17 protein-coding genes are annotated in these 19,208 nt (G+C 73.4%); 9 read left to right on the top strand and 8 right to left on the bottom strand.

Annotated features, from left to right (window positions below; genetic code table 11):
- Positions 1 to 204: 204 nt before the first annotated feature.
- Complete coding sequence (locus GA0070613_RS09800; RefSeq protein ID WP_089012004.1) at positions 205 to 597, bottom strand: CBS domain-containing protein; 393 nt, start codon at positions 595 to 597, stop codon at positions 205 to 207.
- A 113-nt stretch (positions 598 to 710) separates the two neighbouring features.
- Between GA0070613_RS09800 and GA0070613_RS09795 the strand changes: the two genes are divergently transcribed.
- The 5 genes from GA0070613_RS09795 to GA0070613_RS09775 all read left to right on the top strand — a co-directional run bounded on the left by GA0070613_RS09795 (position 711) and on the right by GA0070613_RS09775 (position 4,505).
- On the top strand, positions 711 to 1,160 hold the full coding sequence (locus GA0070613_RS09795) for an NUDIX hydrolase (protein ID WP_231929729.1): 450 nt from the start codon (positions 711 to 713) through the stop codon (positions 1,158 to 1,160).
- Entirely contained in the window at positions 1,157 to 1,927 is a 771-nt protein-coding gene (locus GA0070613_RS09790; RefSeq protein ID WP_089012002.1) for a hypothetical protein, read from the top strand. Before GA0070613_RS09795 ends, GA0070613_RS09790 begins: the two co-directional genes overlap by 4 nt.
- Before the next feature lie 91 nt (positions 1,928 to 2,018).
- Positions 2,019 to 2,750, top strand: a complete 732-nt coding sequence (locus GA0070613_RS09785; RefSeq protein ID WP_089012001.1) for a phosphocholine cytidylyltransferase family protein — start codon at positions 2,019 to 2,021, stop codon at positions 2,748 to 2,750.
- Positions 2,738 to 3,805 carry an iron-containing alcohol dehydrogenase family protein gene (locus GA0070613_RS09780; RefSeq protein ID WP_089012000.1) on the top strand — a complete coding sequence of 356 codons (1,068 nt, stop codon included), beginning with the start codon at positions 2,738 to 2,740 and terminating at the stop codon, positions 3,803 to 3,805. Before GA0070613_RS09785 ends, GA0070613_RS09780 begins: the two co-directional genes overlap by 13 nt.
- Positions 3,780 to 4,505 carry a CDP-alcohol phosphatidyltransferase family protein gene (locus GA0070613_RS09775; RefSeq protein ID WP_089011999.1) on the top strand — a complete coding sequence of 242 codons (726 nt, stop codon included), beginning with the start codon at positions 3,780 to 3,782 and terminating at the stop codon, positions 4,503 to 4,505. Before GA0070613_RS09780 ends, GA0070613_RS09775 begins: the two co-directional genes overlap by 26 nt.
- Before the next feature lie 10 nt (positions 4,506 to 4,515).
- Here GA0070613_RS09775 and GA0070613_RS09770 read toward each other — a convergent pair whose 3' ends face one another.
- The gene (locus tag GA0070613_RS09770) at positions 4,516 to 5,784 is read right to left on the bottom strand and encodes a glycosyltransferase family 4 protein (RefSeq protein WP_089011998.1); all 1,269 of its coding nucleotides are present in this window, start codon (positions 5,782 to 5,784) and stop codon (positions 4,516 to 4,518) included.
- Positions 5,785 to 5,920: 136 nt separating this feature from the next.
- Here GA0070613_RS09770 and GA0070613_RS09765 point away from each other — a divergent pair, with 136 nt between their 5' ends.
- The 4 genes from GA0070613_RS09765 to GA0070613_RS09750 all read left to right on the top strand — a co-directional run bounded on the left by GA0070613_RS09765 (position 5,921) and on the right by GA0070613_RS09750 (position 10,674).
- A complete protein-coding gene (locus GA0070613_RS09765) occupies positions 5,921 to 6,781 on the top strand; it encodes an Fpg/Nei family DNA glycosylase (protein ID WP_089011997.1) in 861 nt (286 codons plus the stop codon).
- A gap of 327 nt (positions 6,782 to 7,108) precedes the next feature.
- Positions 7,109 to 8,614: a sugar transferase gene (locus GA0070613_RS09760; protein ID WP_089011996.1), complete on the top strand. Its 1,506-nt coding sequence runs from the start codon at positions 7,109 to 7,111 to the stop codon at positions 8,612 to 8,614.
- A 39-nt stretch (positions 8,615 to 8,653) separates the two neighbouring features.
- Positions 8,654 to 9,877, top strand: a complete 1,224-nt coding sequence (locus GA0070613_RS09755; RefSeq protein ID WP_089011995.1) for a sensor histidine kinase — start codon at positions 8,654 to 8,656, stop codon at positions 9,875 to 9,877.
- Positions 9,878 to 9,912: 35 nt separating this feature from the next.
- Positions 9,913 to 10,674: a LytR/AlgR family response regulator transcription factor gene (locus GA0070613_RS09750; RefSeq protein WP_089015860.1), complete on the top strand. Its 762-nt coding sequence runs from the start codon at positions 9,913 to 9,915 to the stop codon at positions 10,672 to 10,674.
- A gap of 21 nt (positions 10,675 to 10,695) precedes the next feature.
- Here GA0070613_RS09750 and GA0070613_RS09745 read toward each other — a convergent pair whose 3' ends face one another.
- The 6 genes from GA0070613_RS09745 to GA0070613_RS09720 all read right to left on the bottom strand — a co-directional run bounded on the left by GA0070613_RS09745 (position 10,696) and on the right by GA0070613_RS09720 (position 19,175).
- On the bottom strand, positions 10,696 to 12,843 hold the full coding sequence (locus tag GA0070613_RS09745; RefSeq protein ID WP_089011994.1) for a protein kinase domain-containing protein: 2,148 nt from the start codon (positions 12,841 to 12,843) through the stop codon (positions 10,696 to 10,698).
- 193 nt (positions 12,844 to 13,036) lie between these two features.
- Positions 13,037 to 13,948, bottom strand: a complete 912-nt coding sequence (locus tag GA0070613_RS09740) for a type II secretion system F family protein (protein WP_089011993.1) — start codon at positions 13,946 to 13,948, stop codon at positions 13,037 to 13,039.
- A gap of 4 nt (positions 13,949 to 13,952) precedes the next feature.
- Complete coding sequence (locus tag GA0070613_RS09735) at positions 13,953 to 15,854, bottom strand: type II secretion system F family protein (protein ID WP_157746311.1); 1,902 nt, start codon at positions 15,852 to 15,854, stop codon at positions 13,953 to 13,955.
- Positions 15,851 to 17,245 (bottom strand): CpaF family protein, encoded by a 1,395-nt coding sequence (locus GA0070613_RS09730; protein WP_089011991.1) that lies wholly within the window; start codon positions 17,243 to 17,245, stop codon positions 15,851 to 15,853. The genes GA0070613_RS09735 and GA0070613_RS09730 overlap by 4 nt, the downstream gene beginning before the upstream one ends.
- Entirely contained in the window at positions 17,218 to 18,387 is a 1,170-nt protein-coding gene (locus GA0070613_RS09725) for an AAA family ATPase (RefSeq protein ID WP_089011990.1), read from the bottom strand. The genes GA0070613_RS09730 and GA0070613_RS09725 overlap by 28 nt, the downstream gene beginning before the upstream one ends.
- A complete protein-coding gene (locus tag GA0070613_RS09720; protein WP_089011989.1) occupies positions 18,384 to 19,175 on the bottom strand; it encodes an RcpC/CpaB family pilus assembly protein in 792 nt (263 codons plus the stop codon). The genes GA0070613_RS09725 and GA0070613_RS09720 overlap by 4 nt, the downstream gene beginning before the upstream one ends.
- Positions 19,176 to 19,208: the final 33 nt, after the last annotated feature.

Below are 19,208 nucleotides of genomic sequence, written 5' to 3'. Positions count from 1 at the left end.
TTCGCGGACCCGGCCGCCCTCAAGGACGCCGGTGACCGGGCCTCGCACGAGCTGACCGTCGAGACCGGGTCCGCCAAGCCCGGTGAGTCGCTACTGGCGCTGGTTCACGCCGGACAGCGGCACGGTCGACGCCGTCCAGGGCCCGGGCGCATCACGCCCGGGCCGGCGTCGGCTCCGGCGCCCGGTCGGGGCCGGGCCGCCGGCTCAGACCCGGGTCGGGGCGTGCTCCCGGGCCCAGACCCGCATCAGGTCGCGGACCGAGATCACCCCGGCCACCTCCCGGCCGTCGAGCACCACCAGGTGCCGGAAGCCGCCGCGGGCCATGGCCGCCGCCGCCTCCTCCACCGTCCAGTCCGGGCCGGCGTAGACCACGTCCCAGGTCAGGTGGGCCGCGGTGCGTTCGACGTCGCAGTCCAATCCCGCGCCGATCGCATTGAGCACGTCACGTTCCGTCATGATTCCGACCCCCTCCGAGTCGGGATCGATCACCACCGCCGAGCCAACCCCGCGGGCCGACATCATCCGGGCCGCCTGGCGGAGCGTGTGCTCCGGGCCGACCACGAGAACCTCACTGGACATCGCTTCCCGAACCTGCATCACACATCACCCCTATGGGACGGCGGCACCGGTACGGACATGGTGGGCCCTCGATGCGTACCGGGACAAGACCGGGCAGCACGGAAACCGCCCCGGCTCGCTACTGTCGTCAGGTGCCCACCGAGCCTCTCCGCTGCGCCGGCGCGCTGATCGTGGACGACGACGGCCGCATCTTCATCCAGCGCCGGTCCCCGGACCGGGTCATCTTCCCCAACTGCTGGGACATCGTCGGCGGCCACGTCGAGCCGGGTGAGAGCGTCGAGGAGGCGCTGCGCCGGGAGGTCACCGAGGAGACCGGGTGGAGCATCTCGCACGTCCTCGGGCAGGTCGGGGAGCACCGCTGGTCCGGCGACGACGGTCGGGATCGGCTGGAGACCGACTTCCTGGTCCGGGTGGACGGCGACCTCGCCCGGCCCCGGCTGGAGGTCGGCAGGCACACCGAGTTCCGCTGGCTGGCCGAGGAGGAGATCGCGCTGCTGGACGAGCACCGGGACGTCAACGACGGGCTGATCCGGCGGATCGCCGAGAACGGCTTCGCCGCGCTGCACTCGATCGGTCTGTGACCGACGACGTCGAGCTGCCGCCGCACCGGTTCGCCGGGCTGGTCGCCCCGGCGGTCGACCGGGCCTTCGTCGCCGGCATGCTCGCCGGCCGCGACGGCGGCGGCGCGGAGCTCAGTTCCCGGTACGGCGGACCGGCCGCCACCGGCTTCCTGGTCGAGTTCCGCACCCGGCTGGCCGCGCCCGGCGGGACGGTGAACGGGCCGGGCTTCGCGGCGGTGACCCGCTACCGGGATCCGGCCACCTGCCGCCGGGCGCTCGACAAGCAGGTCGCCCACGGAATGCTGCACCGGGCCCCGGACGGCGGCTTGTGCGCCACGGAACGCGGGCTCGCCTTCCTCGCCGAGATCTACCAGGTGCACGCCGAGGTGACCGAGGAGCTCTGGGCCGGCCACGACGACCGGGTGGATCGCCTGGTGGCGGCGCTCGGCCGGCTGCTCGCGTACGCGCTGGTGCTGGCGGATGCGGACCCGGCGGCAGCGGGCTCGGCCTTCGGCGCGATGGCCCCGCCGTATGAGCCGGAGGGCACCCCACCGGGGGTGCTGCTGCTCAACCGCCTGGGCGCGCTGCGGTACCACCGGGCGGACGCGCACGCGGCGGCGTGGACCGCGGCGGGGCACACCGCGGCGAGCATCGCGGAGCTGCCGCCGGGGGCGGAGCGGCTGGCGATCGAGCTGGAGACCGACCGCCGGGCCGCCGGGCCGTACCTGGTGCTGAGCGCGGAGGAGCGGTTGGCGATGATAGCGGACCTCGCGGCGTTACCCGGCTGAACAACCGGGTAACGCCGGTTGGCCGTGGCGCTTCGGGAAGGTGGCGCTATCCTCCACGATGACCGTGCGTCAATCGTGGGAGGGCGTTGGCATGATCGGGATGGTGCTGGCGGCCGGTGCGGGGCGCCGACTGCGCCCGTACACCGACACCCTGCCCAAGGCGTTGGTGCCGGTGGACGGTGAGACCACCATCCTGGACATCGCGCTGCACAACCTCGCCGAGGTCGGGCTGACCGAGGTGGTGATCGTGGTCGGCTACGCGGCGGACGCGGTCGTCCAGCGGCAGGCCGCCCTGGAGCAGAGGTACGGCGTGACGATCACGCTGGTGCACAACGACAGGGCCGAGGAGTGGAACAACGCCTACTCGCTCTGGCTGGCCCGGGAGCACTTCACCCGGGGCGTGCTGCTGGTCAACGGCGACACGGTGCACCCGGTGAGCGTGGAGAAGACCCTGCTGGCCGAGCGCGGCCCGGGCATCCTGCTGGCCATCGACAACATCAAGGTGCTGGCCGAGGAGGAGATGAAGACCACCTTCGACGCCGCCGGCCAGCTCACCCGGATCACCAAGCTGATGGACCCGGGCGAGGCGTACGGGGAGTACATCGGCGCGACGCTGATCGAGCCGCAGGTGGCCGACGCGCTCGCCGACGCCCTGGAGGCGACCTGGCGGCGCGACCCGAACCTCTACTACGAGGACGGCTACCAGGAGTTCGCCGACCGGGGCGGCGAGGTGCGCGCGGCGCCGATCGGCGACGTCTCCTGGGTCGAGGTCGACAACCACGCCGACCTGGCCCGGGCGCGGGAGATCGCGTGCCGCTACTAGCCCGGACGATCCTCACCCCGCTGCACATCGACGTGCGGCGCGGCGCGGTGGCGGACCTGGCGGCGATCCTCGTCGACGGGCGGATCTCCGCCGGGGGCGACGTGGCGGTGGTGGTCGGGCCTGGGCAGGGCGAGCAGATCGCCGAGCTGATCCGGCCGTCGCTGCGTGCCGCGGACGTGTTCACCGTCGCCGGCGGCACCCTGGACGCCGCCGACGACCTCGGCGCGAAGCTGCGCGCCCGCTCGTACGACGCGGTGGTCGGGATCGGCGGCGGCAAGACCATCGACGTGGCGAAGTACGCGGCCACCCGACGTGGGCTGCCGATGGTGACCGTGGCGACCAGCCTGGCCAACGACGGCATCGCCTCCCCGGTCGCCAGCCTGATCACCGACGGGATCAAGGGCTCCTACGGGGTGCACATCCCGATCGCGGTGATCGTCGACCTGGATTTCGTGGCGGCCGGGCCGGAGCGGCGCAACCGCGCGGGCATCGGCGACGCGGTGAGCAACATCAGCGCGCTGGCCGACTGGGAGCTGGCCCGGCAGGTCCGCGGCGAGCCGGTCGACGGGCTGGCCGCCTCGCTGGCCCGGATGGGCGCCGAGGCGGTGCTCGCCCACCGGGGCGACATGACCGACGACGCGTTCGTCACCGTGCTGGCCGAGGCGCTGATCTCCAGCGGGCTGGCGATGGCGGTCTGCGGCACCAGCCGCCCGGCCAGCGGCGGCTGCCACGAGATCATGCACGCGGTCGACGCGCTCTTCCCGGGCACCTCCTCGCACGGCGAGCTGGCCGGGCTCGGCGCGCTCTTCTGCACCTTCCTGCGCGGCGACCACCGTCGCTTCGCGGAGATGTCGGCCTGCCTGGCCCGGCACAACCTGCCCCGGCTTCCCGCCGACGTGGGGCTGACCGACGACCAGTTCGTGGAGGCGGTGCAGTTCGCCCCGGCAACCCGGCCGGACCGCTACACCATCCTCGAACACCTCTCGCTCTCGCCGGACGAGACCCGTCGGCGGCTAGGAGATTACGCCGATGAACTTCGCCATCACCTTGGCTGAGGCGGACCGCCCCACCGTCGCCGACTTCCATCGCAGGAACCGCGGCGGCGGCGTCTTCAGCGAGTCGGTGAGCCAGTGGCTGGGTGCCGCCATCGCCGCCGCCGCGCATCGACTGCGACTGCGGCCGACGACGCTGACCCTCTCGAACCTGGTGCTGGGCCTGGGCACCTCGGCGATCGTGGTGCTCCTCGCGGGTCGGGTCGCCCACGGGGACCTGCCGGCCTGGGTGGTAGGGCTGGTCGCGCTGGTCGGCTGGCAGGTCGCGTACGCCCTGGACTGCGCGGACGGGCAGCTCGCCCGGGTGTCCGGGCAGGGCACCGCAGCCGGCGCCCGGGTGGACGTGCTCTGCGACGTGGCCGCCCAGATCGCGCTGGTCACCGCCCTCGGGGCGACCGCCGTGGCGCAGCGCCCGTCGACGCCGACCTGGCTGCTGGCGGTCTTCGTCGGCACCTGGATGGTCAACCTGGTCACCTCGGTGATGCAGGCCGGCCCGAACGCCGCCAGCATGGTCACCTCGACGTCGCTGCCCGTACGCCTGGTGAAGCTGGTCCGCGACTACGGCGCGGTGATCTTCCTGGCCGGCCTGGTGCTGACCTTCGCCCCCACCCTGACGCTCTGGCTGATCGTGGCCTTCACCATCGTCAACGGCGGCTTCCTGCTGGCCAGCATCGCCTTCTCCGCCCGCGCCTCCCTCCGCTGACCCGCACGGGTCAGGCGGGGCGCGAGGTGCCGGCCGCCCCCGCGTAGATGTCGATGAGCTGCTTCGTGACCACGTCAGGGTGGAAGGTGCGCTCGTAGCGGGCGCGGGCCGCGGGAGCCAGCGCGGCGGCGCCGGCCCGCGCCACGGGCAGGGCGGCGGCCAGCGCGGCCGGCTCCGGGGCCACCACCCAGCCGGCCTCGCCCGCCTCGATCCCCACCGGCGGGGCGACCGGGCCGTTCCCGGGTACGGCGGAGGCGACGGCGGCCGGGCCGGTGCCGGCCGGCTCACGGGGGGTGTCCGCGCCGACCAGGTACGGGATGCCGCCGAGCGCGGTGCCGAGCACCGGCCGGCCGCTGGCCAGCGCCTCGATGATCACGGTGGGCAGCACGTCGTGCCAGGTGGAGGTGGCCAGCACCACCGCGCTGGCGTCCAGCGCGGCCCGTACCCCGGCGCGGTCCAGCGGGCCGAGGAAGGTGACGTCGGCGCGTTCGGCGGCCGCCGCCTCGACCAGCGGGCGCAGCTCACCGTCCCCGGCGATCCGCAGCGGGCCGAGCGTCCCGTCCGGGTGCCGACGCCACGCCTCCAGCAGCAGATCGAGGCCCTTCTCCGGAGCGAGCCGACCGAGGAAAAGGAAGCCCTCCCCGAGCGGCGCGGGCGGGCCCGGGTCGGGGATCGCGTTCGGCTTGACCACGATCCGCTCGTCCGGGATGCCGTAGTCGCGGAGATGGTCGGCGACCGCCGTGGTGAGCGCGATGAACCGGTCGACCGACTTCCAGGTCGGGCGGTGCACGGCGAGCGTGGTGGCCATCAGCGCGCTCTGCGCCCGCGACCCCCGGTAGCAGCGGTGCACGATGGCCGGCACGCCCAGCGCCCGGCCCCGGCAGTCCTGGCAGATCACTCCGTCGCGGAAGTAGAGCCCGGAGGAGCAGACCTGCCGGTAGTTGTGCACCGTCTGCACCACGGGCACGCCGTGTTTGTGCGCGGTCCGCACCACCCAGGGCGAGAGCAGCGGGTACGGGTTGTGCAGGTGCAGCACGTCCGGCCGGTGCTCGGCGAGCAGGCGGCTCAGCTCCTGCTGGGCCTTCGGGGCGTAGATCGGCGAGATCGGCAGCAGCGCCTTCGCCGTCCTCGGCATCGTCGGGATCTCGTCGGAGCTGCGGATGAACGGCAGCACCTCCACCCCGGCCGCGGTGAGCTGGGCGATCTCCGCGTCGACGATGACGTTCTCGCCGGAGGGCTGGGCTTCCCGATACCGGTTGTGCGCCACCACGATTCTCACGGAGCTTGCCTTTCGTTCGCGGCCGTGCCGGCCTCTGCTCGCGACTGCGGGGCTCGCAAGCTCACTCCCCGCGCTCGCGGCTGGGACTCGCAAGCTCATTCCTCGCGCTCACGCCAAAGAAGGCTACCGTTGTGTGATGCCCGAACTCCCGGAGGTGGAAGCGCTCGCCGGATACCTGCGCGAGCGTGCGGTGGGGCGGCGGGTCGACCGGGTCGAGGTCGCCGCCATCAGCGCCCTGAAGACGTACGACCCGGTGCCGAGCGCGGTCGCCGGCCGGACGGTGGTCGACGCCGGCCGGCACGGCAAGTTCCTCGACGTGATCTTCGACGGCGGCCTGCACCTGGTGGTGCACCTGGCCCGGGCGGGCTGGCTGCACTACCGGGAGGCGTTTCCGTCCACCGCGCCGCTGCGCCCCGGCAAGGGCCCGATCGCCCTGCGGGTACGCCTCGACGACGGCTCCGGCTTCGATCTGACCGAGGCGGGCACCCAGAAGAAGCTGGCTGCGTACCTGGTGACCGACCCGGCGCAGGTGCCCGGGGTGGCGAAGCTCGGTCCGGACGCGCTCCGCGCCGACCTGGCCACCTTCGCCGAGCGTCTGCGCAGCCGGCGGGGCCAGGTGAAAGGGGTGCTGACCGACCAGTCGGTGCTGGCCGGGGTCGGCAACGCGTACTCGGACGAGATCCTGCACGCCGCGAAGCTGTCGCCGTTCGCGATCACCGACCGGTTGACCGACGACCAGCTGGCCACCCTGCACGCGGCGACCCGGACGGTGCTCGGCGACGCGGTCGGTCGCTCGATGGGCCAGCGGGCCGCCGAGCTGAAGGGCGAGAAGCGCTCCGGTCTGAAGGTGCACGCCCGGGCCGGGCTGCCATGTCCGGTCTGCGGGGACACCGTGCGGGAGGTCTCCTTCGCCGACTCCAGCCTCCAGTACTGCCCCACCTGCCAGACCGGCGGCAAGCCGCTCGCTGACCGTCGGTTGTCCCGGCTCGTACGGTGAGTAACGACACCATCCGATTACGGAGAGGAATCGACCCGACCGCGTCGAACCTCCCGGTCGGCGGCTCTACCGGGGCCGCCATCCATCGGTATAGTGGCTCGGTCCCCGGCTTCGAAACTGGTGCGGAGCCGGCCGGATCCCTAGCTGGCACCACCGGGCGGGTTGTCCTTCGGGTCGCCGTCCGACCCGGAGCCCGCGTGGGAGACTGGAACGGTGGGCGACCCGGGCCCTCACGGCGAGTGAGGGCGCGTGTCATGCGGGAGGACATGGGTTGAGGTGACGGCAAGCCTCCAGCGCCCGGTAACCAACACAGGCCGGAGCAAGAGCGTGCGGCACGTCGACAGCTTCGAGATCCAGCCGCCGACTCCGCCGTCGCACAACGGCGTACCCCGGTCGGCGTGGGCCCGTGCCCGCCGCCGCGTCTCCCGCTGGCACCGCCCCTACATCGCGCTGCTGCTGCTGCTCGACTTCGGGGCGGCGGCGCTGGCCAGTTGGATCGCCGTCCAGACCTTCGACCAGGCCGCCTCGGGCTTCCAGGACGCCAAGGAGTCCTGGTTCTACACGGTGGCGTTCCTGCTGCTCCCGCTCGGTTGGTTGATCACCCTGTGGGGCAACCGGGCCTACGACCGGCGGTACCTCGGCCTCGGGCCGGACGAGTTCAAGCGGGTGATCCGGGCCGGGGTGGCGGTGGCCGCGACGGTCTCCTTCATCGCCTTCGCCACGAGGACCCTGCTGTCCCGGTGGTCGGTCGGGTTCGCCCTGCTCGGCGCCCTGCTGCTGATCCTGCTGGCCCGGTTCGTGGCCCGGTTCGTGCTGCACGCGGTGCGCAGCCGGGCCGGTCAGGCCGGGCACCGGATGGTGCTCGTCGGCACCCTGCCGGAGTGCCTGGAGGTCTACACCGCGGTCACCCGCAACCCGGGCGCCGGCCTGGTGCCGGTGGCCATCCACCTCACCGACGGGTACGCCGCCGCCCGGGGCATCGAGACCCCGGTGCCGGTCTACGCCGGCCGGGACGTGCTGGCCCTGGTCCGCGAGGTCGGCGGGGACACCATCGCGGTCTGCGGCTCGGCCAGCGCCGAGCCGGGCGAGCTGCGCCGGCTGGCCTGGCAGCTGGAGGGCTCCGGGGTCGACCTGGTGGTCGCGCCCCAGCTCACCGACATCGCCGGCCCCCGGGTGCACATCCGCCCGATCGAGGGCCTGCCGCTGCTGCACGTCGAGGAGCCGACCCTGTCGGGCCCGGCGCTGCTGGTCAAGAACCTGCTGGACCGGGTCGCCGCCGGGTTGGGCCTGCTGCTGCTGGCGCCGCTCTTCGCCGCGATCGCGATCGCCATCCGGATCTCCGACCGCGGGCCGGTCTTCTTCCGCCAGCCCCGGGTCGGCCACGAGGGGCGGACCTTCCGGGTCTGGAAGTTCCGCACCATGTACGTCGACGCCGAGGAGCGGCTGGCCGGCCTGGTCGACCAGAACGAGACCGACGGCATGCTGTTCAAGATGAAGCAGGACCCCCGGGTCTTCCCGGTGGGCCGTTTCCTGCGCGCCTCCTCGCTGGACGAGCTGCCGCAGCTGATCAACGTGCTCCGGGGCGAAATGTCCCTGGTCGGGCCGCGCCCGCTCCCCGCCGACGACGGCGACTTCCTCGGTGACGTGCGCCGCCGGCTGCTGGTCCGGCCGGGCATTACCGGGCTGTGGCAGGTCTCCGGCCGCTCCGACCTGTCCTGGGACGAGGCGGTCCGGCTCGACCTCTACTACGTCGACAACTGGTCGCTGGCGTACGACCTGAGCATCCTGTGGCGGACCATCGGGGTGGTGCTCGCCCGCAAGGGCGCGTACTGACCCCTTGGCGTAACGGCCGCCACCCGTCAGGATCGCTGCGTGGGTGGCAACCTTTCCGCCGGGTTCGGCGTCGTCTCGCTGGTCACCGCGCTGGCCGCGGCGCTCTGGGCGGTGCTGCGGCTGCGCGCCCGGCGGGGCATCGCCACGGCGACCCAGCGGGCCACGTACGAGGTGCTGCACACCGCCGGGCTGGCCGCCGAGCCGCTGCGCGCGGGGCTGAGCGCGGCGGGCGCGGCGAAGGCCGTACGTCATCTGCGGGCCCTGGTGGGCGCGGCCGGGCTGGCCCTGACGGACCGGGAGGCGCTGCTCGCCCTCGACGGGCGCGGCGCGCACCACGGCGACCAGCTGCTCGCGGCGGCCCGGCGGGCGGCGGCGGCCGGGCGCTCGACGGTTTTGCGCGAGTCTGAGCTGCACTGCGACCTGGTGGACTGCCCGGTACGCGGCGCGGTGGTGGCCCCGCTGAGCGCGGACGGCCGGGTGGTCGGGGCGCTGGTCGCGATCGCCGACGGCCAGCCGGCGCCCGGGCTGGTGCAGGCCACCCTGGAGACCGCGCACTGGGCCGGGGACCAGCTCGCCCTGGCCGAGCTGGACTCGTCCCGGGAGCGGCTGGCCCGGGCCGAGGTACGCGCGCTGCGCGCCCAGATCAGCCCGCACTTCATCTACAACGCGCTGACCGCGATCGGCTCGTTCGTCCGGACCGACCCGGAGCGGGCCCGGGAGCTGATCCTGGAGTTCGCCGAGTTCACCCGCTACTCGTTCCGGGCGCACGGCGAGTTCACCACCCTGGCCGAGGAGTTGCGCTCGATCGACCGCTACCTGACCATCGAGCGGGCCCGGTTCGGCGACCGGCTCCAGGTGCGGTTGCAGATCGCCCCGGAGGTGCTGCCGGTGACCCTGCCGTTCCTCTGCCTCCAGCCGCTGGTGGAGAACGCGGTCCGGCACGGGTTGTCCCGCAAGCCGGGCACCGGCATGGTGAGCATCGAGGCCCGGGACGCGGGCGCGGAATGCCACATCACGGTGGAGGACGACGGAGTGGGGATGGATCCGACGACGCTGACCGCCGGCATCGCCGAGCTGGCCGGCGCCGGCAGCGACCCGACCGACGACCCGGGCCAGCACGTCGGCCTCTCCAACGTCGACGAGCGGCTCCGGTCGGCCTTCGGGGACCGGTTCGGCCTGGTCGTCGAGACCGGCCTCGGCTCGGGTACGAAGGTGAGCATGCGGGTGCCGAAGTTCCGCCCCGGCGTACGGGCGACCTCGTGAGCGAGCGCAGCGAGCGAACCGACCGGATCAGCGGAGTGAACGGGTCCGGATTTCTCCGGGTGCTGGCGGTCGACGACGAGCCACCGGCGCTGGACGAGTTGGCGTACCACCTGCGGGCCGACCCTCGGGTGGCCCGGCTACACACGGCGGGCGACGCCACCGAGGCGCTGCGCGTGCTCCGGGACGGCGATGTGGACGTGGTCTTCCTGGACATCCGGATGCCCGGCCTGGACGGGATGGAGCTGGCCCGGGTGCTGCGCCGGTTCGCCCGGCCCCCGGCGATCGTCTTCGTCACCGCGTACGACGACGGCGCCGTGGACGCCTTCGACCTGGGCGCCACCGACTACGTCCGCAAGCCGGTCCGCGCCGAGCGGCTGGCCGAGTCGCTGCGCCGGGTGATCGGCTCGCGGGTGGTCCCGTCGCATCCGGCGGCCCTCGCGCGGGCGGAGGAGGACCCGACCATCCCGATCGAGCTGGCCGGGACGACCAGGATGCTGCCCCGCTCGGCGGTGCGCTGGGTGGAGGCGCAGGGCGACTACGCCCGGCTGCACACCGCGGACGGCTCGCACCTGGTCCGGGTGTCGCTGGCGACCCTCGCCGAGCGCTGGGCGGACGCGGGATTCGTCCGGATCCACCGGTCGTACCTGGTGCAGTTGAAGCTGATCGCCGAGCTGCGCCTGGTCAACTCCGGCTACGTGGTGGTGATCGACGGAACGGAGCTGCCGGTGAGCCGCCGGCACACCCGGGAGCTGAAGGACAAGCTGGTCCGCGCGGCGAAGCAGGACTGGAACCGCTGAACCGACGGGTCGGCGAGTCGGTCAGGCCACCGCCGGCACCCGGGCGTCGGCCGCGTGCAAGGGCACGTAGTGGTCGAAGAAGAGCGCCTTCACCAGCTCGACCCGGCCGGCGACCCCGAACGCCGTGAACAGCGACATCATGCCGTCCTGCACGGCGTACGCGGAGATGCCCAGGTCCTGGGCTATCTGGCGGGTGTTGCGCCCCCTTGCGACGGCGCCGAGCAGCCGCCCCTGCCAGGGTTCCAGCCCCAGCGCCCGGATGACGAAGTCGCTCACCTGGTGCGGCCGGATGCGCTGCACCGTGACCGCCACCGCCGTCTCCCGCGGCACCGCGTGGAAGGCGAGCCACCGGCCGTCGTGGTGGACGCCCGACGGGTCGAGCACGCCCGACGCCCGTCCCCTGTTGACGGCCGCACCCACCTTGGCCAGCTCGGTCGTGTTCAGCAGGTGCCGGGCGTCGTCGGTCATGTCGAAGAGCCGGCCGTCGGGCGAGAGGGTCAACGAGCCCGCCAGCGGCGGCTGGCGGGGCGGCAGCGCGGGCACGGGCGTCGGCCGGACGGGCGGCTGGCCGCGTCCCCTGCGCGGTCCGGGTAGGCCGAGCCACCGGGAGGCCGACGGCTCCTCTGGCGGGTCTGGAGCGATCTCCGCCGGCGGCGGGGGCTCCGCGGGCGGGTCTCCGCGGACGAGGCTGCGGTGCAGTGCCACACCGAGCGGCCGGCTCGCGGGCGCGAGCTGCGCGATGTCCGCGTCGGTGAAGCGGCCGCCGGCCCGGTAGAGCAGCAGCGTCCCCCAGGTCCCCTCGCCGTCGTAGCAGGTCAGACGCAGTTCGTCGCCGAGACCGCGCGGCTGGAGCAGGTTGCGGAAGCGCCAACTGGCCGAGGGGTCTCCCTGGGTGCTGGCGCCGAGGGTGCCCACCCGGGGGCCCTCCGCCAGGTCGACGATCCGCAGGACGTCCTCCTGGCCGTACTCGTTGGCGAACAGCTCGCGCTCGAACTGCTCGTCGTGCGGGCCGCCGTCCACCACGCAGGACGCCCACATCAACGTGCTCGGATCGAGCACGGCCCAGATCGCCAGGTCGAACCCGACCACGCCGCGCAGCAGCACGCTGGCCTGCTGCCGAAGCGCGACGTGATCGAGCGCGCCGTCGAGGTGCCGGGCGAGCCGCGCCACGTACGGTTCACCGGCGGGGCCGGTGGCGGGCAGCAGGGACAGCGGATCGGGCCACAGAGCGATCCGGCCCCGGTCCGATCCGGCCAGGCTGCCGCTCTCCGCCTCCCCCGCCGAGGGTTCCGACCCGGCCAGCTCGCTCAGATCGTCCTCGGCCGGGCGGTCCAGCGGAACCTGGACGCCGGCCGCGTACGCCAGGGTGACGGCGGCCTCGTGGCTGTCCGGACGCTGGGTCGGCTCCTTGAGCAGGCTGCGGCGCACCAGGTCACGGACGATCGGCGGCAGGCCGGGCACCCGGGGCAGCGGGGCGGGTTCGAGGAAGGCGTGCGCCTCCAGCATCTCGGCGTTCGAATTCGCCGTCCACGGCAACCGACCGGCCAGCAACCGGTAGAGGATCACCCCGAGCGCGTAGACGTCGGTGGCCGGGACGGTGGCGTCGCCGAAGATCCGCTCCGGCGCCACGTACTCCGGGGTGCCGCGCAGTTCGTCCCCCTCCCGGTCCTGGTCGCGCTGGCCGACCACCGCCGCCAGGCCGAAGTCGACCACCTTGGCGCCGGCCGGGGTGAGCATCACGTTGCCCGGCTTCACGTCGCGGTGCACCACCCCGTGCGCGTGCGCGGACGCGAGCGCCGACGCGATCTCGGCGCAGCCACGCAGCGCCGACTCGACGGGCAGCGGACCGCGCTTGAGCCGCTCGTGCAGCGAGCGACCCTGCAGGAGTTCCATGACCACGAACGGCACCCGGCTGCCGGCGTCCGTCATCGACTCGCCGTAGTCGTAGACGGCGGCGATGTGCGGGTGGGTCAGCCTGGCGGCGGCCCGGGCCTCGGCCAGCACCCGCTGGCGGGAGTCCGCGTCCTGGGCGAACCGGGGGGCGAGCACCTTCACCGCCACCTGCCGGTCCAGGACCTCGTCGAAGGCACGCCAGACGACGCCCATGCCGCCCTTGCCGATCTGGTTGACCAGCCGGTAGCGGTACCCCAGGATCTCCTCGCCGCGCACGGTCCCAGTCTGCCCTCTCCGCGCCGGCGTCGATCTGTCGGAAATCCGTTCCCCCGCAGGTCAGCGCGGCCGGAAGTGGATGATTCCCGGCATGGCCCGGGTCGGTCCGAGCCTCGCCGTGGCAATTGTCGACCCGGTCGCGTCCCGCCGCACGGTGAACCCCGCCACCGATCGCCACCGGACCGGCGGGTGGTCAGTTGCCGAAGACGTCCAACAGCCTGATCACGCCCGGCCCGATCACGACGACGAACAGCGCGGGGAAGAGACAGAAGATCATCGGGAAGAGGATCTTCACCGGCACCTTCTGCGCGAGTTCCTCGGCCCGCTGGCGCCGGCGTAGGCGCATCTCGGCGGCCTGCTGCCGCAGCACCTTGGCCATCGGGACACCCAGCGTCGTCGCCTGCACGGCCGCCGAGGCGAACGCCTTCAGCTCGTTGACACTGGTCCGAGCGGCCATCTCGCGCAGCGCGTCCACTCGGGGGCGGCCGATCTGCATCTCGTGCAGCACCCGGGCGAACTCGCCGACCATCGGCCCCCGGCCGTTCCGGACCACCTGCGCCAGGGCGGCCTCGAACCCCAGACCCGCCTCGACCGTCACCACCAGGGTGTCCATGATGTCGGGCAGGGTCCGGCGGATCTCCTGCTGCCGTTCCTGCGCCAGGTGCAGCACGAGCAGGTCCGGCGCGAAGAATCCAGCGGCGCCGCCGGCCACCACCCAGACCGCCGCGCCGACCGGGCCGGCGAGGACAACCGCCAGGAGCAGTCCCACGGCGGCGCCGACGAAGAGCAGCACACCCTTGTACGCGAGCACCGCGTCGGTGCCCAGCCAGGACGGATTGCCCGCCTGGTCCAACCGGCGGCCGAGGCCCTCGGACGCGCCGACGGGCGTCAACCGGCGACCGACCGACCGCGCCTGGTCGACGAGCGCCCCGTGCGGCTGGCCGCCGGCCTGTGGGGCTGACGGGAGCAGGCGGTAGCCCTGGTCGGCCGCCTGCAGGGTGCGGGCGACCGCACGCCGGCGGCTCCCGCCGGTCACCGCGACCACGGCAGCCACGAGGGCCAGGAACAGTGCGCCCAGGCCGGTCAGCAACAACAGCGAGTCCATGCCCTTACACCTCGACCTTGATCCAGCGGGCCATCCAGAAGATGCCGACCACCATCAGGACCAGGGCGCCGACCAGCATGATCAGCCCGACCGGTGTGGTCCACAGCGGGCTGAGGTAGTCGCGGCGGGTCAGCAGCATCCAGACCGCCATCACGATGGGCAGCGCGATGAGCACGTACGCCGACAGTCGCCCCTCGGCGGAGAGCGCCCGCACGTGGCGGCGCAGCCGGTCGCGCTCGCGCAGCGTCTCCACCGTGGTCTCGAGGACCTCGGCCAGGTTGCCGCCCGTGTCGCGCTGGATGCGGATCGCCATCACCGCCCACGCGAGGTCGTCGTTCTCCACCCGCTGCGCCACCCGCTCCAACGCGTCGTCCAGGTTGGATCCGAGGCGGACCTCGGCCATGGCCCGACCGAGTTCCACGGTCAGCGGACCCGGTGGCGAATCCTGGACGACCGCGTCGATCGCCTGGGCCAACGAGAAGCCGGACCGCAACGAGCCGACCACCAGCTGAAGCGTGTCCGGCAGCAGATCGGCGAAGGCCTGGCGGCGCCGCGCCCCGCGCACCCGGCGGTAGAGTCCGGCGGCCAGCCAGCCCAGCGCCGCCCCGAGCAGCGCTGCGAGCACTCCGCCGAGCAGCCCGAGCAGGAGGGCGCCGGCCACCGTCGCGCCCGCGCGCGCCGCCGTCCACTCCCGCGGGCGGAGGGTCATGCCGGCGCGCTCCAGATCCTTGGCGACCCGCTCCTCGCCACCGCGGGCTCTCGCCATTCGGTCGGAGAGGGCCAGCACCGTGCTGGCGGGGCCGCCCCCCGGCCGTGGCCGCACCTGCCCACCTCCGGCGCGCGCACCGGAGGTGGGCAACCGGAACCGCTCCACCTGCCGGAGCCGGCGCTCCCGGGCCGATCCCATCGGGCCAGCGACGACGAGCAGCGTCGAGACCAGCAGCACCCCGAACACCAGCACGGCGATCAGCCCCGGCCGGACCACCGGCAGAGCGGGGAGCACCCGGTCGGCTGTGGCCGGCGACGGCGCGGAGGACGCGAACTGGACCGGCACCGAGGTGCGGGCCACCCCCGCGCCCGTACCGACGGCCACCGTCAGGTTTCCCGCCGTGCCGGCCAGCTCCGGTGGCACGTTCACGGTGATGCTGAGGCGGAGCGGAAAGGTCTCGGCGAACGCGCGCAGGGCTCCGCCCACCGCCTCGGCCCGCGCCGCCGGCCGGACGGTGCCCCCGGTGGCGGTGACAAGCTGACGCAGCTCCGTCAGCCCTCCGGCAGGGACCTGGACGGGCACCAGATCCACCCGGTTCCCGGCCGCGCTGAGGTCCCGGACCACCGCATCCGGGGGGTCGCCGGTGGTGGTCCGGCCGGCCGTCACGACCAGCAGTCGTCGGTCCGGAGCCTCCTTCGCCGCCCCGGCCGCCAGCCGCAGCCCGGCGTAGACGGCGGCGTTCCCCGTGGCGCGCAGGTCGGACAGCGCCGCCCGCAGCGCGCTGCGGTCCCGGGTCGGGCGGACCAGCACCGCGGGCTTTTCGGCCGCCGTCACCACACCGACCGCCACGTCCGCGGGGAGCCGCTCGGCGAAGGCGAGCACACCCTCCCGCGCCGCCGGCAGGCGAGCGCCGGCCATGGCCACGCTCGTGTCGAGCACCACGACGACCGTACGCCCCGGCGCCGGCGACGGCTCGGCCCCCTGCACGCTCGACGGCAGCTGCCGGCCGTCCTGAGCGACAGTCACCGGCGGGGTCCGGGCGACGGAAGCGCCGAACACGTCGGCGACGAGTTGCACCTGGCCCGGCGTCACGTCGGCGACCGTCACGTCCAGCTTCTGGTCCGCCAGGGCCGGGGCGGCGGTGCCGAGCAGAAAACCCAGGGCGGCCAGCACGGCGAACCCGACGCGGCGGGTCACCACGGCCGGCCGTCGAACAGGCCGACGGGCACCGCGATCCCGGCATCGGCGAGGGTGTCGAGCAGGCGCGGGCGCAGCCCGGTCGAGCGCAACGCGCCGAGGTGCCGGCCGTTCTCGTCGTGCCCCGCCCGATGGTCGAAGACGAACAGGTCCTGCATGGTCACCACCTCGCCCTCCATGCCGAGCACCTCGGTCACCTGGGTGATCCGCCGGCTGCCGTCCCGCAACCGGCTCTGGTGCACCACGAGGTCCACCGCGGAGGCGATCTGCTCCCGGATCGCGCGTACCGGCAGCTCCAGCCCGGCCATCAGCGACATGGTCTCCAGCCGGGCGACGGAATCGCGGGGGCTGTTGGCGTGCACCGTGGTCAGCGACCCGTTGTGCCCGGTGTTCATCGCCTGGAGCAGGTCCAGCGCGGCGCCGTCGCGGACCTCGCCGATGACGATCCGGTCCGGGCGCATGCGCAGCGCGTTGCGGACCAGGTCCCGAACGGTGATCTCGCCCCGCCCCTCGATGTTCGGCGGCCTCGACTCCAGGCGCAGGACGTGGTTCTGGCGCAACTGGAGCTCCGCCGCGTCCTCGATGGTGACGATCCGCTCCTCGGGCGGCAGGAAGCTGGAGAGCACGTTGAGTGTGGTGGTCTTGCCGGAGCCGGTGCCGCCGCTGATCACGATGTCGAGCCGGCCGCGCACGCAGGCGTACAGGAACTGCGCGACCTCCGGGGTGACGGTGCCGAAGCCGATCAGGTCGTCCGCGGTGAGCGCCTCGCGGGCGAACTTGCGGATGGTCAGCATCGAACCGTCGAGCGCCACCGGCGGCAGGACGACGTTCACCCGGCTTCCGTCGGGCAGCCGGGCGTCCACCATGGGGCTCGACTCGTCGACCCGCCGGCCGACCCGGGAGACGATGCGGTCGATGACCCGCCGCAGGTGGTGCTCGTCAACGAACGACGCGTCGACCTGGTGAATGCGCCCGAAGCGTTCCGCGAAGATCTGGTCCGGACCGTTCACCATGATCTCGGTGACGTCCGGGTCGCGCAGCAGCGGCTCCACCGGGCCATGGCCGAGGATCTCGTCGATCAGCTCGGCCGAGATCCGCGCCGGGTCGGCGACAGCCAGCGGCGAGTCGCTGCGGGCCAGCACCTCGCTGATCGTGTCCCGGACCTTCTTCTCCAGCACGGCGTCCGGGGTGCGGTTGTCGTACAGCTGGGGGCCGAGGATCTCGAGGAGCTCGCGATGGATCCGCAGGCGCAGGGAGGCGGTCGACCCACCGCCGGTGGGGCCGGTGAGCGGGCCGGAGATGCGGGAGGTCCGGCCGCTGTCGCCGCCACCCGGGTAGCGCTGGGTCAGCCGGTCGGCGAGGCTCATCGGCTGCCCGCCCGGCCGATCCATTCCCGCAGCCCGCGTCCGGCGCGGGGAGCCTTGTCGGCGATCCGTTCCAGCGCCAGCTCGCGGATGGCCCGACTGACCGGATGGCCCGGCTTCTCCACCATGATCGGCACTCCCCGGTTGATCGACACCGGCACGTCCCGGCTGGACGGGATGTGCACCGCGATCGGCGCCTGGAGCACCCGCTCGACGTCGGCCCCGGTCAGCCCGACCCGGGCGTCGCTGCGGTTGAGCACCACGAGCCGGGCCTCCTTGCGCAGTTCGAGGAGATCGAGCATGTCCATGGCGACCCGCAGATTCTTCAGCGCGGGGACGTCCGGGGTCGCCACCAGCACGTGGAGGTCGGAGACGTCGAGCGCAGCGAGCACCGCCTCGGTGAACGCGGGCGGTGTGTCCACCACGACGTAGTCGGCGATCATGCGGACGGCCGCGAGCACCTGGGTGACCAGCTCCCGCCCGATCCGCTCCGCTTCCGTCGGGCCGACCGGCGCGAGCAGCACGTCGACCCCCGGCGCGTACGACGTGAGCAGCGCGCGAACCAGGGTCGGGTCGATCCGCTCGCGGGCATTCGCCGCGTCGGCGATACCCCGTTCGGGCACCAGTTGCAGCATGATGCCGACGTCACCGAAGGCGAGGTCCAGATCGACCAGGCAGACCCGCCGCTGGCCGCCCTCGGCCAGCGCCACCGCCAGGTTGGTGGCCAGCGTCGACTTGCCACACCCGCCCTTGGCCGAGAAGACCGTGACGACCCGGGCCTCGTTGGCCGCCCGGGCCGCCGTACCGGCACCGAGGAGGTGGTGGGACACCTCCAGCGATCGGGTGCAGGCCGCCCGCACGGCGGCGATGTCGTGCGCGTCGACCACGTCCCGCACACCGGCCCGCAGCGCCTGGCCCATGGTCTCCACGTCCAGCTTCTCGCGCAGCAGGAGCACGCCCAGGGCGGGGCGGACGAGCCGCTGCCGGGCCGCGAAGTCGAGCGCCAGCGCGGCGTCGGTACTCGGGCCGAAGAGCACCAGCGGATCGGGGTGCTGGTCGGCGAGGAGCCGCTCCAAGTCCTCGAGCCGGCTGGTGGTGAGCACCCCGGTGCCCAGCAGCGAGGCCAGGTGGGCGTTCCACTGCCGGTGCGGTTCGAAGAGGATGGTCATCTCGGCGACCCGAACAGCGAGCGGTTGTCCACGCCCGAGTCGGGCTTGACGTTCGAGGAGTCGCCCAGCACGCCGACGTTGAGCTCGCCGCCGAGGGCGACCGCGTGGGCCAGCCGCTCCGCGTCGACCTGGTTGAGCCCGAAGGTGACCGACAGTTCGTCCTGGGCGCTGCCGCTGGTCGCACCTGCCGCGACGGCGCCGTCCTGCGCGGGCGCCGGCCCCACCGAGATCACCTCGACGTCGGTCATCAGCAGCCGGGTCACGCTGTTGATGTCGCGGCCCTTCTCCAGGCCCGCCCCCGACACCACGTCCCGCTTCCGCTCGTCAGCCGGGGTGTACGTGTAGAAGATGGCCACCCGGGCGCCGGCGCGCAGCGAGGCCGGGCCGAACACGGTGGACTTCACCCGGGCCGTGATCGCCAGCTGGCCGTCGGGGATAGCCAGTCCGCTGCCGTTCGTCAACGCGGTGCCGAGCATGGCGCGCAGCAGGAGTTGGCCGCGCTGCACCGGGGCGGTGGTGACCAGCGCGTCAAGGTTGCCGCTCACCTGCTCCAGCGCGTCCTCGGGCAGCGTCTCCACCGGCATGCGCACCTGGCGGAGGTACCCCTTGGTCCGCAGCGCCTTCGCGGACATGCCGGCCGGGATGTGCTTGTCCGCGACCAGCACCGTGCGCGCCCGCTTCCCCGCCAGGGCACGGTCGTCGGCCGAACGCAGATACAGCATGACGGCGCCGGTGCCCACCGCCGCCAGGACGACGGAGATGAGCACCGGGATGATGCGTCGGGCCATGAGTGGGGGTCCTACCTTCTCCTGTGTTTCATG

Source organism: Micromonospora inositola (genome assembly GCF_900090285.1).
GTDB classification, from domain to species: domain Bacteria; phylum Actinomycetota; class Actinomycetes; order Mycobacteriales; family Micromonosporaceae; genus Micromonospora; species Micromonospora inositola.
The sequence above is the reverse complement of the archived record's forward strand: the minus strand, read 5'-3'. Positions and strand labels throughout refer to the sequence as shown.

Bases quoted from the DNA above. Each gene is read 5' to 3' on its own strand.
- GA0070613_RS09725 (WP_089011990.1), bottom strand. From the start codon at position 18,387: ATGACCATCCTCTTCGAACCGCACCGGCAGTGGAACGCCCACCTGGCC.
- GA0070613_RS09765 (WP_089011997.1), top strand. From the start codon at position 5,921: ATGCCCGAACTCCCGGAGGTGGAAGCGCTCGCCGGATACCTGCGCGAG.
- GA0070613_RS09740 (WP_089011993.1), bottom strand. From the start codon at position 13,948: ATGGACTCGCTGTTGTTGCTGACCGGCCTGGGCGCACTGTTCCTGGCC.
- GA0070613_RS09800 (WP_089012004.1), bottom strand. From the start codon at position 597: ATGCAGGTTCGGGAAGCGATGTCCAGTGAGGTTCTCGTGGTCGGCCCG.
- GA0070613_RS09730 (WP_089011991.1), bottom strand. From the start codon at position 17,245: ATGGATCGGCCGGGCGGGCAGCCGATGAGCCTCGCCGACCGGCTGACC.
- GA0070613_RS09775 (WP_089011999.1), top strand. From the start codon at position 3,780: ATGAACTTCGCCATCACCTTGGCTGAGGCGGACCGCCCCACCGTCGCC.
- GA0070613_RS09785 (WP_089012001.1), top strand. From the start codon at position 2,019: ATGATCGGGATGGTGCTGGCGGCCGGTGCGGGGCGCCGACTGCGCCCG.
- GA0070613_RS09720 (WP_089011989.1), bottom strand. From the start codon at position 19,175: ATGGCCCGACGCATCATCCCGGTGCTCATCTCCGTCGTCCTGGCGGCG.